The organism is Labilibaculum sp. (assembly GCF_963664555.1).
Lineage (GTDB): Bacteria > Bacteroidota > Bacteroidia > Bacteroidales > Marinifilaceae > Labilibaculum.
The window spans coordinates 3,730,585-3,745,681 of the sequence record NZ_OY761461.1; the positions used below are offsets into that span (position 1 = coordinate 3,730,585).

Sequence of the window (15,097 nt, forward strand, 5' to 3'; positions counted from 1 at the left end):
TTACAATGATACACAACAAACTAATTCATACTAACGCAATTCATCCGGCTGACAAACATCCATATCACCGTAATTCAGATTTTCGCCGCCCATTCCCCAAATAAATGTGTAGTTACTTGTTCCTGCTGCCGAGTGAATCGACCAGGTAGGTGAAAAAACAGCTTCTTCATTGGCCATCCAGATGTGACGGGTTTCTTTCGGATCGCCCATAAAATGACAAATAGCCTGTCCTTTGGGAACTTCAAAATAGAAGTACGCTTCCATTCTTCGGCTGTGTGTATGGGCAGGCATGGTGTTCCAAACACTTCCGGGATGCAGCTCAGTCATTCCCATTTGCAGCTGATTGGTCTTGATGGTATCCGAAACAATCAATTTGCGCAATGTTCTGCGGTTTGAATTTTCAGGCTCACCCAACTCAACAACAATAGCATCTTCGTGTCCGATTTTTACATTTGGAAAAACCTCGTGGGCAGGAGCCGAGTTTAAATAAAAATGGGCAGGTGAAGCAGCATCCGCACTGGCAAAAACGATTTCCTTATTGCCTTTTCCAACATAAAGGGCCTCTTTGTAGTCCAGCTCATAAACTGCACCGTCAACACTTACGCTGCCTTTTCCGCCAACATTCACAACACCCAATTCTCTTCTCTCCAAAAAATAGTCCGCTTTTAATGGATCGATTGCTTCCAATGTCAATGCTTCTTTTACCGGAACGGCTCCGCCTACAATAATCCTGTCGTACTGAGAGTAGGTCAGATGAATGCTTCCTTCTTCCATTAAATTCTGAACCAAATACTCATCCCGTAATCGGGTTGTATCGTAACTCTTTGCATCTGCAGGATGTGTTGCATATCTTTCTTCGTATTTCAATCCCATGATATCTGTGTTTATAAATTTTATTTCTTCAGTTTTGACAACTTAAATTCTCAAGTATTTTTCAACTTGTTCGTTACAAAGAAATAAAATGTTATCGATCTGCGCAATCGATTGTCCGTTTTTTTATTTTCCACAAGCATAAACCGCATCAAAAATAGAAAGTAAAACTACATACAGCACTACTAAACAGAAGCTTTTGCACCTAAAACATAAAAACACTAAACGATATATTAATGCAACTAAACATCCTTTATTGCACTTTTCCGCATTCATTTATAAAAATAATATGCATCTTTGTAATGGATTAACTACTGCACAACATTACGATGAAAAAAGAGAGTAACATTACCATTCACGACATAGCCAAAGCATTAAACATCTCAGGATCTACAGTCTCCAGAGCTTTAAACGACAATTCGAGAATTAGTGACAAAACAAAAAAAGCTGTTCGCAGCATGGCTAAAAAGCTAGGTTACCAGCCAAATGCCTTAGCCTCTAACCTGCGCACAAGTTGCACAAATACCATTGGTGTCATTATTCCAAGAATAAGCCGGTACTTCTTTTCTTCGGCAATTACAGGTATCGAGGAACTGGCCAGAACAAAAGGTTATAATGTTATCATCTGTCAATCAAACGATCAGGAAGCAAGAGAGTCCGACTGTGTTCAAACACTATTTGCCAGTCGTGTTGACGGAGTTATTTCATCGATAGCGATCAATACTAAAAACTACGACCATTATAAAACCTTCACCAACAGAGGTATTCCGCTGGTATTTTTCGATAGGGTTTGTGACGAATTGGAAACAAGCCAGGTAGTCGTTGATGATTTTAAAGGTGGTTTTTTAGCTGCCGAACATCTTATTTCGAAAGGATGCAAACGAATTGCACACATCAGCGGACCGCAGCATTTAAACATTTACATTAACCGTTTGCAAGGCTATTTAAAAGCTCTCCGCAAACACAGTATCAAAATCGAAGAGGAACTTATCATTGAAAGCCCGTTAACCAGAGAGGACGGAATGGCATGTGCAAAAAAACTATTGGAATCACCCAATCCTCCTGATGCTATATTTGCGGCCAACGATACTTCTGCTCTAAGTATCATTCTTTATGCGAAAGAAAACGGCATTCGAATTCCAGAAGACCTGGCAATTGTCGGATTCAGCAATGAACCATTCTCTGAATACCTAAACCCATCGCTCACAACAATAGAGCAATCTGGTTTTGATGTTGGCACAAAAGCAACCGAACTTTTACTTGATATCATCACCAACAAAACCGGAAATTATCAGGAAACAATTGTATTGCCTGTAAAACTGATTGAGAGAGAATCGAGTAACAGAATATAGATAAACAGGCATGCTTTTAAATAAGAGACTCTAACCTAAAGTATGGGATACGACTACAAACACTGGAACCTACAAAAAAGTTTTATCCCAACTCTTTAATCTTCTCTTCATATCGCATACACTCTTTCTTAGCATCTGCAAAATTACCATTGAGTTTATCACATGAATCATTGGCAGCTTTCCAGCTATTCTTAGGGTAATCATGCATGCATTCATAATTAAATAACACTTTTTCTTTTTCAGACAATTGCTTAGTGAGATGCTAACGTGTCCGTTTTTTGTTCGGATTTCCAATATGAGTTCATTTTTGGCTTTTTCCATCGGACATTTGGAGTTCTACCGAAAAAAAAAGTCCGGAAATTAGAAAGTGCAGGGACATATTCATTTGTCGCATCTAATCTCTATCTTCGCAGGCCTGATTTTGTTACAGAATTCCGGGAATCCGCAATCGCATTCTACCAAAGTATTTTAAATAATGGTATAACCTGACGGACAAATATCCGTAATTGCACTTGTTCCTATCCGAAACAAAAGGATCAATTCTATAATTGGCAAAAAGAATGAGACTTATTGCCAATTGTAAATCAACATACTAAGACATATTGACAAATGAATTTTGAGGAGAAAAAATATAAGATTAAAAGATATGATTTATCCGAAGATAAATCATTAAAGGCCTGGAGTGCAGCAGACGAATATCTTTTGCAAGCGTTTACTGATTTGGAAAAAAAACCAAATAATTTGGGTATTTATGGTGACAGATTTGGTTTTTTGAGTTGCTATTTACATTCATTTACCCCTACAATTGTATTTACTCAAAAAAGCCAGCAAAAAGCCATTGATGCCAATTTGAAAGCACACAATGCTCCGATGCTTCATTTTTCAGATCCGCTTTCCCCTATTGAAAACAAACTGGATTTCGCTCTGGTAAATGTGCCTAAATCTTTAGAGCTTTTTCAGCTTTTTCTTGAACAGATTGCAGGCAATTCGAGTGAAGATATTACCGTAATCTGTGCATTCATGACCCGCCATTTTAGTCCTAAATTATTACAAATAGCACAGGAATATTTCGATGTAACGGAACAAAGCAGAGCGGTAAAAAAAGCACGTCTATTAGTGCTTACTAAAAAGAAAAGCATCATTAAAAAAGAGCTCATCACCTCACTAAATTACAACAACCAAGACTACAAACAGTATTGGGGAGTGTTTTCGGCACAACATATTGATTATGCCACACAGTTTTTTTTGGAACATCTTGAAATAGATGATAATGATCAATGTATTTTGGATTTAGCCTCTGGAAATGGAATTATTGGCAATGAAATATTCAAAGAATTGCCTGATGCTGAAATCCATTTAATGGATGATTCTTACCTGGCTGTTGCTTCAGCAAAATTAAATATTCAAGGAGAAAATATACATCATCATTTTAATAATGAGCTAACCATTTTTGATGATAACACCTTTGATTTAATCGTAACAAATCCACCCTTTCATTTCGAATTTGAGATAAACATCCAAATTCCCCTTCATCTCTTTAAAGGATGTTTCCGCTGTCTGAAAAAAGGTGGAAACCTTCAGATTGTCGCGAATAAACATTTAAATTACAAAGTACATTTGGAGCCTTTGTTCTCTTCGGTTCAGGTTATAGCAGAAGACAATAAATTTATTGTCTATAAATGCATTAAGTAATTATACCTAAGAAGCACAACAATAGATTCTTAGGTTTGAGATGTGGGATATCAGACTGATTTACAATACATTTATTTTCTAAGCTTCTTACTCCACCAACAAAATAAAAGCCCGACCAATACAAGCCGGGCTTCCTTTTTTCATCCTGAAAGGAAAATTTACGGGTTACACTTCAATAAAACCAAACCCATTTGTTCCATTAATGCTGATGATGTCCTTCGTCACTTTTCATCTCAGCATTCGTCCGATCGTATTTACAACATCCCGGCAATTTATTGTAAATCTCATCTTTAGCCTTATGCATTTCCGTATCATGACCTGCATTGGCAATGCCCATATGTATTTTGTGAATGTCTGTTTTGGTTGTATCAAAAGCAACCTCAATTATTTTCGTTTCCTTGTTCCAATCTGCCAGTGTTACACCATCCACCGCTAAAGCCGCTTTTTCGATTCGGTTTTCGCACATTCCACAATTACCAAATACCTTAAATTTTTTACTTGTTTGCTGAGCAGATAAACTAAGCCCACTCACTAAAAACAATCCGATTAATCCTATTAGTTTTAATTTCATAATATTTACTTTTTTTATTAACTATTTGTTTAAACTGCATTATTAAAAAGAGATATTCCTCTCCTCTTAAAAAAATTACTTAATAATTTCTTTCACTTCTCCGCATCCGAGCATCATATCTCCAAAATAAGGGTTTTGTATTTCCTCTGAATTGCTGAACCAGTAAGCTCCTTTATCATCATCAGCCATGGGGCAAAATTGATAGTAAGTTGTTACTTTATCCAAACCAAAAGATTTTATACTTTTATACAAAGCCTGGTTAAATGGGGCAAAAGCAGTTCTTTGCGCATCAATATCTTTACTGGCAGCAATCGCTTTCAAGCTGACCTCAAGTACATTTAAATTGGTCATCCACTCCATATGTTTATCTCCTTTTAACAGCTCCATGTCAATAGTACTCAGTTTTGACAGTAAGGATTCCGTGGCAGGCTTAACCAAAGATGGGTTGGAGGTAACAAAAGCTTTTGTGAGCAACAAATATTCGTTATAAAAACCTGTTAATTGCTTTTTAAATTTTTCATCCACCACAGTGCCTTCCATTTTTTGCATCGAATTACCGACATCCATGTCTCCGTGATTGTGACCCATTGAGACTTTTCCTCCTTCAGGATTCATCATACTTGGAAGCCCAATTAGCTGAGCGGCAGCATCAATTTTAAAGACTCCGTTTATTGCAATTTCTTCATTCTCTTTCAAGCCCTCACTCACAACAAAAAATGCGCCTGCTTCGGATCCTAAAACTATTTCCCGATACAAAAATGACGGGGTTTCCCGATTCGGAACTTTTACATACACAACAGATCTTTTTCCTGTCCAAAGCACTGCGGATTTCGGAATCAGTATTTTATTCAATCCTTTCTCAGTTTTAGATTTCAAAATCCCGTTCACAAACATTTCCGGTTTAAGCTGCTGATTTTTATTTAAAACCTCTGCTCTCACTTTTGCTACTCTGGTATTGCCGTCAATAAACGGATCGATAAAAGTCACCTTAGCTTCATAATTCTTACCTGGCATCGCCTGCACTGTAAACTCAAGCTTATCATTCACTTTTATCCAGGGCAAATCACTTTCATACGCATCCAGCATCACCCAAAGTTTCGATAAATCAACTACTTCGAACAACTTGGTTCCTTCTTTTATATAGTCGCCAATGGCAACATTCCGCACAGTAACGGTTCCCGAAATTGGAGACAACACGTCAAAATACAGCATTGGTTCTCCTTTTGTTTCAATCTCCTCAATTTGCTTGTCGGTAAGATCCCATAATTTCAATTTCCCTTTAGATGCGAGATATAAGGACGGACGTGATGATTTAAAACTAATTGCCTCCAACAATTCTCGCTGCGCTGTTACCAGGTCTGGAGAATAAATAGTAGCCAGTTTGTCGCCTTTACGAACTGTTTGTCCTGTGAAGTTGACAAATAGCTTCTCTATTCTCCCTCCAAAACGAGCCGTCAATTCCGATATATTTCTTTCATCTGCATGAATTTTCCCCTGCATACGAACCGATTTTTCAGGAACACCTAACTGAACCTTCATCGTTTGAATCGCCGCCAATTTAGCCGCAGATTCTGTCATCACAATTTCATTTGGACTCACATCATCTCCTGCCGATTGCCTATTGATAAGAGGAATTAAATCCATTGCACATATCGGACATTTTCCTGGCTTATCCTGTTTTATTTGCGGATGCATGGAACAGGTCCAGGTAGTTGGATCTTCAGATTCATGATTGTGCCCTTCGTGCCCTTCAACAGCATTTGTACCTGTAACTGTTTTATCTGATGATCCGGAAAATATCAGTCCGAGTAAAACTCCAATTACCAAAACCGAAATTACCAATTTGTAGTTCTCTTTTATATTGTTGATTATTTTTTTCATATGCTTATAATTTGTCTTTTAGCTGCCATATGGAACTTACCATGCTGAACCAATCATTTCCCTGCATTTCAAAATTGCTTTGGCATGGACGTTTCATGTGTTCATAATTTGTTTTCATTTGTCACATGGAACTCGCCAAATAGTTATTCTACTTTATGAGTACTTTTTCTTATGGCTCGTTTCATAACAGAACTGTTTATTTACCCATTAAGTAGTTGATAAATGCTATTGCCGCCTGTTTGTCTGCTCTGGCTTTTTCCAATTCCAAGTTGTATTTCAGAACTTTTCTTTCCATTCTTAAAATCTCCTCAAAATTCTTATTCCCTGTGGCATAATCAGTTTCCAACAGATTTAACGATTTATTAGCCAATTCTAATTGGGAGATGTACAAAGCAATTCTTCTATGTCCGTCTTTATAATCTTTCCATGAATTTTCGAATATGGATTCCAACATGTTTTGTGTATTGGCTTTGTCCATCTCTTTGGCTGTTTCGAGCAAAACAACTTCATTAATCATTGCTTTGTATTTGTTCCGGTAAAGAGGAATTGTGATCCCAACCTTTGGGAAAACAAAAGCATCTTTTCCTGCCAGATTGTTATCTCCCTTCCCAACAATAGTATACTCAAATCCTAAATTAAAATCAGGCTTGCCTTGTTTGTTTGCCAGTATTTTTCGGTATTTCAACGACTCCTGCTGAAGCGCTATTCCCAGCAACTTGTGATTGTTGCTTCTCACAGAATCCAACAAGGCCTCTTTTGCAAAACGAATATCGTCTTCCCACAGAACATCCGGAGTATCTACCTCATTGGATGGATCAGTATTCAGCAGTTTGTTGAAAGAAAACTCCAATGCCTCCTGCTTATCGGTTAAAAGAGCCAATTGATTTTGCAAATCGCCAATTTCCATTTCTATTCGATACCCATCAACAGCTGAAACCAAACCAGCCTCTACCTTTACAGCTGCCAGCTTTTTAAATACACTCAGAATTTCAAAGTTCTGATTGGTTATTGCAATGGCCTTCTTATTAAAATAGATGTTGTAATAGTTTGCACTGATATCACTGAATAATTTTGATTTGGTATCCAGAAAAACTTCATACTTAGCCTTAGCGTTCTGAATCGCTATATTTTCCTTTGCTTTAAGAGTTCCAAACCAAGGAAACATCTGCGAAAGCGAAAATTTAAATTCCTGAGGCCCCATTCTTGTTTCAACAGGTTCTATAAAATAAGCAAATGCCAACTGGGGATCCGGCAGTGCTTTCACCTGAGGAGCAAGCTCAAGTGCTGCCATATACTCCTTAAAGCGGGCCTTCAGTCCCGGATTATTTTCTGCTCCCATTTTCAGATAAGCTGACAGTTCCTGCTGACCAAAGGCAACAGAAGATGTCAAAAGAAACAGGACTGTGATAATTCTATTTATTTTTCTCATGATTCTATCCCTTTAGTTTTTTTAACTCCTTGGTAACTTTAGCTTCCTGCCACATGCTGTACAGAACCGGAACAACAAACATCGTCAGCACCTCAATGGTCATTCCTCCGAACAGTGGAATTGCCATCGGCACCATAATATCGGAACCTTTTCCTGTTGATGTTAAAATTGGAATCAGGGCAATAATGGTTGTTGCTGTTGTCATAACTGCAGGACGAACCCGTTTTGAACCCGCTTCCAAAACCAAAGCACGAACCTCTTTTGCTGTTTTAGGACTCCTTTTTTCCTGCAGCTGTTTGATGTAGGTACTAATCAAAACGCCATCATCAGTGGCGACACCAAACAGAGCAATAAAACCTACCCAGACTGCCACACTCAGATTTATGGTGTGAACCTGAAACAAATCCCTTAAGTGAATGCCGCCTAACTCTCCGTTCAGGAACCAAGGCTGACCATACAACCAAAGCATAATAAATCCGCCTGACAAGGCTACAATTATCCCAGTAAATATGAACGTTGTTGATACAACAGATTTAAACTGGAAATAAAGAATCAGAAAAATGATCAGTAATGAAATTGGCACAACAATCATCAATCGTTTCGTTGCGCGAATCTGATTCTCATAGTTTCCGGTAAAAACGTAGCTGACACCTGCAGGCAGATTAAATTCTCCTTCGGATATCTTTTCTTTTAGGTAATCCTGTGCATTCTCAACCACATCCACCTCTGCGAATCCCTCTTTTTTATCAAAAATTACATATCCTACCAGAAAGGTATTTTCACTTTTAATCAACTGAGGCCCCCGGATGTAATGAATGTTTACCAAATCGCCTAACGGAATTTGAGCGCCATTCGATGCCGGAATCAATATCTTCTTTATATCTTCAGGATTGTCGCGAAATTCCCGCGCATACCGCAAGCGAACAGGGAATCGTTCTCTTCCCTCCACTGTTGTTGTCAATTGCATTCCTCCAATAGCACTGCTGATTACCGATTGCAGATTTTTAACAGAAATGCCGTATCGTGAAATCGCATCCCGGTCAATTTCGAGCTCCAGATAAGGTTTCCCCACCACCCGATCGGCAAAAACAGACATGGCCTGTACTCCTTTCACTTGTTTCAGATGTTTTTCAATCTCGCATCCAACCTTTTCTATTGACTCCAGATCGGGACCGAAAACCTTGATTCCCATGGGTGCCCTCATTCCGGTTTGCAGCATCACCAAACGTGTTTGAATTGGCTGCAGTTTTGGGGCAGAGGTTAATCCTGGAATTGATGATTGACTGATGATTTGATCCCAAATATCATCCGGCGATTTTATTTCTTTGCGCCATTGACGGAAATACTCTCCATTGTTGTCTTCTATCAGATTTTCTTTCCCGATTAAACGAAACCCCTCTTCCCTGGGATTGTATGTAGAGCCATCCTTCAACACAAACGCATCTTTCCTGTTTACTTTAAACCGCATTCTGTGTCCGGATTCATCCAGCATATACTCCGACTTGTAATTGATCAAATTTTCGAACATTGAAGTAGGTGCCGGATCGAGAGCAGAATTTACACGTCCCCATTTTCCAACTACGCTTTCCACCTCAGGAATCGAATTGATCTTTTTATCCAAAACGGCAATCACATCAAGATTTTCCTGTATTCCGGAATGTGGCATTGTTGTTGGCATAAACAAGAATGATCCTTCATCAAGCGAAGGCATAAATTCCTTACCAATTCCCGGAATGGCAGCATCCAGTTTTTTATAAACACCGGTATTTTGAACAAAATCAGGCATAAAACCAAACAGTTTGTCAAATCCCTGCCATATTGAAATTCCAAATACCACAAACAGGATGGGAACCGATAAAAATTTCCATTTGTTGTTTAAACACCATTTCAGAATTTTCGCATAAAAAAACACGACTGATGATAAGGCACCTAAAACGACACTTACAATTGCAATTACGAACAAGAAGTTAGCAAACAGGCTGTTCTCTGCTCCCAAAGGCAACCATGCCTTGGTCAGGAAGAATACAACTACCACAATTGTGATGGCAATATTTATTAAATTCACCCACGACTTTTTGGCCTCTTTCCATTTATCGGCAAACAAACCATTTAAGCCATATGCAACCAAAGCCATTGCGATATATTTCCCTGAAACAACCGACAAAACAATGCCTGCCAAAATTATCAGGCTGTTCCAGATTTTAGAGTATTTGTTTTTGTCGAAACGAATTGAAAACACCAGATGGGCCAATGTTGGAATGATAATTAAACCTATCAACAAGGCGGCCAACATGGTAAAGGTTTTGGTATATGCCAGTGGTTTAAAAAGTTTCCCTTCTGCGGCCTCCATGGCAAACACGGGCAAAAAGCTTATGACAGTAGTTGCCAAAGCTGTTACAACCGCCCCTGCAACCTCAGTTGTAGCAGTATAAACAATTTCCAAGAGTTTTTTTCCTTTGGCTCCAATATTTTCAACTGCATCGGCATGCCTGATGATGTTTTCGGTAAAAACAATCCCCACATCAACCATGACTCCAATTGCAATTGCAATACCCGATAGAGCAACGATATTCGCATCGACTCCAAACTGACGCATGGCAATAAAGGTGATTAATACTCCAAGGGGCAGCAAACTTGATATTAGAAAAGAAGCCCTGAGATTTAGCACTAACACAATAATTACTAAAATACTGATCAAAAGTTCCAGGGAAATCGCTTCCTCGAGTGTTCCAAGGGTTTCTTTTATCAATCCTGTTCTATCATAAAAAGGAACGATTGTTACTTTTGACAGTGTACCATCTGCCAATATTTTTGACGGCAATCCTGGTTGTATTTCAGCAATTTTATCTTTTAAATTTTCGATCGTATGCAAAGGGTTAGCTCCATACCGTGCTACCACAACACCACCAACAGCTTCTGCTCCTCCTTTATCCAAACCACCACGACGGGTAGCCGGACCAAAATTCACCTTCGCAACATCCTTTATTCGGATGGGGATATTATTTCGGACAACAACAACGCTTTTTTCAATGTCTTCCAGACTTTTGATATAGCCTAAAGCCCTTATTAAATATTCTACTTTATTGAACTCAATGGTACGGGCTCCAATATCCAGATTGCTGTTCTTAACCGCAGCCATTACCTGACTGATATTTACCCCATTCGCCTTCATTGCATCCGGATCAATATCAATCTGATACTCCTTCACAAAACCTCCGATGGAAGCGACTTCAGCTACTCCTTTGGCCGAAGTCAATGAATAACGAACGTAAAAATCCTGAATGGTTCTCAACTCATGCGGATCCCAACCTCCGGCCGGGTTTCCATCTTTATCTCTTCCTTCTAATGTATACCAGTAAATTTGCCCAAGAGCCGTTGCATCGGGCCCTAAAGCAGGAGAAACATCCTCTGGAAGGATTCCGGAAGGAAGAGAGTTTAATTTTTCGAGAATTCGGGTACGGCTCCAATAAAACTCTATATCCTCATCGAAAATAATATAGATACTTGAAACACCGAAAATAGAATTGCTTCGAATTGTTTTAACGCCTGGAATTCCCAAAAGGGATGTTGTTAACGGATAAGAAATCTGATCTTCAATATCCTGAGGTGACCGACCCGGCCATTCCGTATAGACAATTTGTTGATTTTCTCCAATATCAGGAATTGCATCAACGGGTACAGGATCACTTGGCAAAATGCCGGTATCCCAACCAAAGGGAGAGTTAATAATTCCCCAGCTAACCATTACGATTAGCACCAAAAATGTAACCAGTTTATTCTCAAGGAAGAAACGAATAAGCTTATTAAGCATAACTATTATATTATGATTTGTTTTAAACCTTTAAAATTACGGAAACGCAAGAAACTACAAGACATAGTAATTTCAACGAATCTTATAAAGATAAGTTCTAAATCATAATCTATAATTCTGTAAACGAGAAAGTACAGTTTGGATTTTGGGTGGAGGAACAATATAGGCCAGGAAATTATTTCCGGCTTTAAGAGGTACTTCTACCTTAATAAGTTCAATTAAAACCGGCAATACAATTTCCAATTGCTCGAAATCAAAAGAATAAGAAGAAATTGAAAAATCATTTTCAATTTTCACGGTGAAAACTTCATCATGGCAACAGCCTTGCGGAATTTCGCAACAAGCTTTTGTTGCTGATAAAAAAGACACATCTTTTACATTACCTCCACAATAATGTGTGGAAATAGTAATACCTGTTGTAACAACAAATATAACCAAGGCTAATAGTAAATGACTGATTTTTTTTAGCATTACTGATGATTTACAAGACAAATATAAGTCCTATTTACACAACACATGTGTACAATTCCCAAAAAAATGTGCACTTTTTAGAAAAAAAAGAGTTTTATATCTCATTTATTGGACGCCTTCCTGCTTTCTTGTTTTTACCAAACTCGGTAGGTGTTAAGCCGGTAATCGATTTAAATTGTCTAGAAAAATGCTGACTGGAACTATAATTTAACTGATAAGCAATTTCACTAATACTCAATTCCTCGTAAAAGAGTAATTCTTTTGCTCTCTCTATTTTTTGAAGAATCAGGTACTTTTCAATTGTTTTACCTTCGAATTCGGAAAAAAGCTTGCTAAGTGAAGCATAACTATGTCCGATAGTCTTCTGCAAATGATCGGTTAAATTTCCTACCTGAATGGCTTGTTCCTGATAATGAACGATTTTGATAATTTCACTTTTAACCTGCTCAATCAATTGCGCTTTCTTGTCGTTTAAAAGTTCAAAGCCAATTGCTTCCAAGTCAACTTTCAGCTTTTGCTTTTCGCTCTCCGCTAACGACCGCTCCAACACCACTGTCCCCAAGTCTATTTCAATAAAATTAAGGTTCAACTTCTTAAGAACCATCTCCACTGCAGCTATGCATCTTGGACAGACCATGTTTTTTATATGAATGCGGTTTTGTTCCATTTTACTATTTTAATCCGACAAGCGAAACAAATAAACTACAAGCTATTCCTTTTGCAAAGTCTTATTTCGCAGCTTGTTTCTGAAAAGCAAAATAAGAAAAACATTTAAGAAGGCATCTAAAACAAGAAAGGAAAATTAAACGTTTCGGATACCTTCTTTTATTTCCGAAGAAATCAATCTGAACCCCTATCCACAAACATGAGTAAGTTCATTTTTCAATGATTTTTGCCTTTTTTCACTTAAGGCAAACGAATCCAATAAATGAAAGTTTTCTTTTAGCTGCAAACAGGTAAGGATGTTTCGATCCATCAAATCCTGCTTTTCCTTTTTTGTAAGATTACTTAGTATCGTTACAGGATAAAGACGAAGCTCTTCAATGATTTCTTTCAGACCTCTGTTCCGGGGATAATCCCATCCTAACAGATGCAAACCGCTACGAGTGCCGTACTGCACTGAATCGGGTGAGAAACGGGTATTTGTAACAACCCATCCCGTAAAGGAAAGGTTTTTGTATTCGGGCATATCCTTTCTTTTTTCGATGATGTCGTTCACACGCGAACGCACATACAAAGGCACCTGCACACTAACATGTTTGCCCTGATCTTTATGATATTTGCATTCAACCAAATGCTGCTCCTTATTTCGGGTAGCAATTACATCCATTTCGTGGGTCACACAAACACCTTCAACCACCACTCCTACTTCAATCTCAAATTCTTGTTTTTTGAACAATTGCCCGATAAATTGCTCAAAAGGGTATCCTGTCGGGCCAAGCTCCATTATTGCTTTCTTTAAGCGGTAACGCATGGCCGAAGTGTTTTTTTCGCGGCGCAGAATTGAAAAGGCCCGCGAATAGATTTGTTTGGTAGTAACTCCATTAAAAATCCAATCTTCAATATTCACAAGAATTTTTTCTATTGCTACTGTACTTGCCCCTGCATTTTGCAGCGAACGCTCTAACTTATCAATTGCAAAAGGTTCCTCATCACCCGAAGCCTTCTTAACAAAAATCAAATTACGCCCGAAGGAATTTGGTTCCTTATTATCTCTATTTTCGCTGCTCACAAACTGTTTTGGATTGGTCATATTGCTCTTTCAATTTATTTATTTCACAATGGGAAGAATGGTAAAGCTAAAAAATAATAAATCTCATTGTGGCACTGTTAGGTTTATCAATTTATTGAATTTGAAGTTTACAAATTAAGGCTCTTTTGTATATTACAACCACTTCTTTTTCCGGAAGTACCACACCATTCCCACTACAACCAAAATCATGACAATAAGTATGCTAAAGTAGCCATATTTCCAATCAAGCTCAGGCATGTACTTAAAATTCATCCCATAGATACCTGCCAAAAAAGTAAGCGGAATAAAAATAGTTGCTATTAAAGTCAGAAACTTCATGGTATTATTTAACTGATTATTTTGTTCCGACTGATATGTATCGCGAATATTTGAGAGGTAATCGCGCAGGTAATCCAACTGATCGATGATAAACAAAATATGATCCTGCGTATCGCGGAAAAACTTAACATTCTCTTCAACAAACAAGTCTGATTCACATTGAATTAAAAGATCATAAGCCTCTTTCAAAGGTAAAATGCTTCCCCGGGCCTTCATTATTTGTTTCTTAAAATCCTGAATTTTTCTCGGAACAAAATCCGAATCTTCATTTTCGATGAATTCTTCCAATTCAGCCAGCTGATCGTTCCAATTTTCAATGATATGAAAATAGTTATCCACAACAGTATCTGCAACGGCAAAAAACAAATAATCTACTCCTTTCAATCGTATTCTTCGTGTACTATTCTCCAAGCGGCTGAATAAGGAATCCAATACTGCATAGTGGGTATCCATAAAGGAAATCACATAATTTTCTCCTAAAATAAGATGAACAGGTACCGACTGAAACTTATAGTCTCCTTTCTTTGGAATCATCAATTTTAAGGATAAAAAACTATAGTGATCCAGATCCTCAAATTTTGGCCTCAAATGCGAATTAAGAGCATCCTCCAAGGTCAGGTTATGAATGTCAAGTTGCTGACCTATATTCTCATAAGCCGGAATATCAATCCCAGAAAAATGAATCCAGGAAACCAAGTTAGCTTCCTTAAAATCATATTTAATCTGATCCAAATCAGTTGTATATTCTGTCAATTTAATTTCTTCAGAATTATACTGTCTCACCTGAACCGAAGCATGCTCAAGTTCACGGGATCCAATATGCAACAAGGTTCCCGGAGCCATTCCGGTTTTTACAGAAATGCGACTTGTTTTTTTCTTTGTCATGACAAAATAGGTATGATTAATTGTATCTTTAAATTAAACAAATCATTTACTGGTTAACAAATAT

General features: G+C 37.9%; 12 protein-coding genes. 2 read left to right on the plus strand and 10 right to left on the minus strand.

What is annotated here, in order from left to right; translation table 11 throughout:
* Window positions 1-30: 30 nt before the first annotated feature.
* Window positions 31-873, minus strand: coding sequence for a 5-dehydro-4-deoxy-D-glucuronate isomerase (gene kduI / locus ACKU4N_RS14765; RefSeq protein ID WP_321317573.1), 843 nt, complete (start codon window positions 871-873; stop codon window positions 31-33).
* Window positions 874-1,199: 326 nt separating this feature from the next.
* Here kduI and ACKU4N_RS14770 point away from each other — a divergent pair, with 326 nt between their 5' ends.
* Complete coding sequence (locus ACKU4N_RS14770) at window positions 1,200-2,222, plus strand: LacI family DNA-binding transcriptional regulator (protein ID WP_321317575.1); 1,023 nt, start codon at window positions 1,200-1,202, stop codon at window positions 2,220-2,222.
* Between the two features lie 82 nt (window positions 2,223-2,304).
* Here ACKU4N_RS14770 and ACKU4N_RS14775 read toward each other — a convergent pair whose 3' ends face one another.
* Window positions 2,305-2,430 (minus strand): hypothetical protein, encoded by a 126-nt coding sequence (locus ACKU4N_RS14775; protein ID WP_321317578.1) that lies wholly within the window; start codon window positions 2,428-2,430, stop codon window positions 2,305-2,307.
* A 401-nt stretch (window positions 2,431-2,831) separates the two neighbouring features.
* Here ACKU4N_RS14775 and ACKU4N_RS14780 point away from each other — a divergent pair, with 401 nt between their 5' ends.
* On the plus strand, window positions 2,832-3,914 hold the full coding sequence (locus ACKU4N_RS14780; RefSeq protein WP_321317580.1) for a class I SAM-dependent methyltransferase: 1,083 nt from the start codon (window positions 2,832-2,834) through the stop codon (window positions 3,912-3,914).
* A gap of 199 nt (window positions 3,915-4,113) precedes the next feature.
* Here the strand turns inward: ACKU4N_RS14780 and ACKU4N_RS14785 are convergent, their stop codons facing one another.
* The 8 genes from ACKU4N_RS14785 to corA all read right to left on the minus strand — a co-directional run bounded on the left by ACKU4N_RS14785 (window position 4,114) and on the right by corA (window position 15,033).
* Window positions 4,114-4,485 carry a heavy-metal-associated domain-containing protein gene (locus ACKU4N_RS14785; protein WP_321317582.1) on the minus strand — a complete coding sequence of 124 codons (372 nt, stop codon included), beginning with the start codon at window positions 4,483-4,485 and terminating at the stop codon, window positions 4,114-4,116.
* Window positions 4,486-4,560: 75 nt separating this feature from the next.
* Window positions 4,561-6,366: an efflux RND transporter periplasmic adaptor subunit gene (locus tag ACKU4N_RS14790; RefSeq protein ID WP_321317584.1), complete on the minus strand. Its 1,806-nt coding sequence runs from the start codon at window positions 6,364-6,366 to the stop codon at window positions 4,561-4,563.
* A 196-nt stretch (window positions 6,367-6,562) separates the two neighbouring features.
* A complete protein-coding gene (locus ACKU4N_RS14795; protein WP_321317586.1) occupies window positions 6,563-7,795 on the minus strand; it encodes a TolC family protein in 1,233 nt (410 codons plus the stop codon).
* A 4-nt stretch (window positions 7,796-7,799) separates the two neighbouring features.
* Entirely contained in the window at window positions 7,800-11,606 is a 3,807-nt protein-coding gene (locus ACKU4N_RS14800; protein WP_321317588.1) for an efflux RND transporter permease subunit, read from the minus strand.
* A 102-nt stretch (window positions 11,607-11,708) separates the two neighbouring features.
* A complete protein-coding gene (locus ACKU4N_RS14805; RefSeq protein WP_321317591.1) occupies window positions 11,709-12,077 on the minus strand; it encodes an HYC_CC_PP family protein in 369 nt (122 codons plus the stop codon).
* A 94-nt stretch (window positions 12,078-12,171) separates the two neighbouring features.
* On the minus strand, window positions 12,172-12,744 hold the full coding sequence (locus ACKU4N_RS14810; protein WP_321317593.1) for a helix-turn-helix domain-containing protein: 573 nt from the start codon (window positions 12,742-12,744) through the stop codon (window positions 12,172-12,174).
* 186 nt (window positions 12,745-12,930) lie between these two features.
* On the minus strand, window positions 12,931-13,830 hold the full coding sequence (locus tag ACKU4N_RS14815; RefSeq protein WP_321317595.1) for a restriction endonuclease: 900 nt from the start codon (window positions 13,828-13,830) through the stop codon (window positions 12,931-12,933).
* Between the two features lie 132 nt (window positions 13,831-13,962).
* On the minus strand, window positions 13,963-15,033 hold the full coding sequence (gene corA, locus ACKU4N_RS14820; protein WP_321317597.1) for a magnesium/cobalt transporter CorA: 1,071 nt from the start codon (window positions 15,031-15,033) through the stop codon (window positions 13,963-13,965).
* Window positions 15,034-15,097: the final 64 nt, after the last annotated feature.

Bases quoted from the DNA above. Each gene is read 5' to 3' on its own strand.
- ACKU4N_RS14775 (WP_321317578.1), bottom strand. From the start codon at position 2,430: ATGCATGATTACCCTAAGAATAGCTGGAAAGCTGCCAATGATTCATGT.
- ACKU4N_RS14805 (WP_321317591.1), bottom strand. From the start codon at position 12,077: ATGCTAAAAAAAATCAGTCATTTACTATTAGCCTTGGTTATATTTGTT.
- kduI (WP_321317573.1), bottom strand. From the start codon at position 873: ATGGGATTGAAATACGAAGAAAGATATGCAACACATCCTGCAGATGCA.
- ACKU4N_RS14795 (WP_321317586.1), bottom strand. From the start codon at position 7,795: ATGAGAAAAATAAATAGAATTATCACAGTCCTGTTTCTTTTGACATCT.
- ACKU4N_RS14770 (WP_321317575.1), top strand. From the start codon at position 1,200: ATGAAAAAAGAGAGTAACATTACCATTCACGACATAGCCAAAGCATTA.
- corA (WP_321317597.1), bottom strand. From the start codon at position 15,033: ATGACAAAGAAAAAAACAAGTCGCATTTCTGTAAAAACCGGAATGGCT.
- ACKU4N_RS14815 (WP_321317595.1), bottom strand. From the start codon at position 13,830: ATGACCAATCCAAAACAGTTTGTGAGCAGCGAAAATAGAGATAATAAG.
- ACKU4N_RS14785 (WP_321317582.1), bottom strand. From the start codon at position 4,485: ATGAAATTAAAACTAATAGGATTAATCGGATTGTTTTTAGTGAGTGGG.
- ACKU4N_RS14790 (WP_321317584.1), bottom strand. From the start codon at position 6,366: ATGAAAAAAATAATCAACAATATAAAAGAGAACTACAAATTGGTAATT.
- ACKU4N_RS14780 (WP_321317580.1), top strand. From the start codon at position 2,832: ATGAATTTTGAGGAGAAAAAATATAAGATTAAAAGATATGATTTATCC.
- ACKU4N_RS14810 (WP_321317593.1), bottom strand. From the start codon at position 12,744: ATGGAACAAAACCGCATTCATATAAAAAACATGGTCTGTCCAAGATGC.
- ACKU4N_RS14800 (WP_321317588.1), bottom strand. From the start codon at position 11,606: ATGCTTAATAAGCTTATTCGTTTCTTCCTTGAGAATAAACTGGTTACA.